Below are 353 nucleotides of genomic sequence, written 5' to 3' on the forward strand. Positions count from 1 at the left end.
GACGGTGACGATGTCGCCCGGCTCGACCTTCACGGCTGGCGTGGTCAGGGTCTCGCCGTTGATCGCCACCCGGCCGGCCTCGATCAGCCGCTCGACCTCGCGGCGCGAGGCGACGCCGGCGCGGGCCAGCACCTTGGCCACGCGTTCGGTGTCGGAAGGGTCGGGAGAAGAATAGCGTTCAGCCATGCGGGCCGCTCCGTTAAAAAGGATCGTGTCGCCTCCCGGCGAGACAGGCCCTCTAAAGCACGAAACGCCGGACCTCGCCACGTGACGACCCTCTCCGACCCCCTGGCCAGTGAATGGGACGCGATGCAGCTGGCCCTCGCTGAGGCGCGCGCCGCCGCCGAGGCCGG

1 protein-coding gene is annotated in these 353 nt (G+C 70.5%); it reads right to left on the reverse strand.

The annotated features are described in order from the left end of the window. A partial coding sequence (locus B3E43_RS14140) for a S4 domain-containing protein (protein WP_292030580.1) occupies positions 1 to 186 on the reverse strand: 186 nt, incomplete at its 3' end. Positions 187 to 353 lie beyond the last annotated feature (167 nt).

This window comes from Brevundimonas sp. UBA2416 (assembly GCF_002343105.1).
In the GTDB taxonomy this organism is placed as follows: domain Bacteria; phylum Pseudomonadota; class Alphaproteobacteria; order Caulobacterales; family Caulobacteraceae; genus Brevundimonas.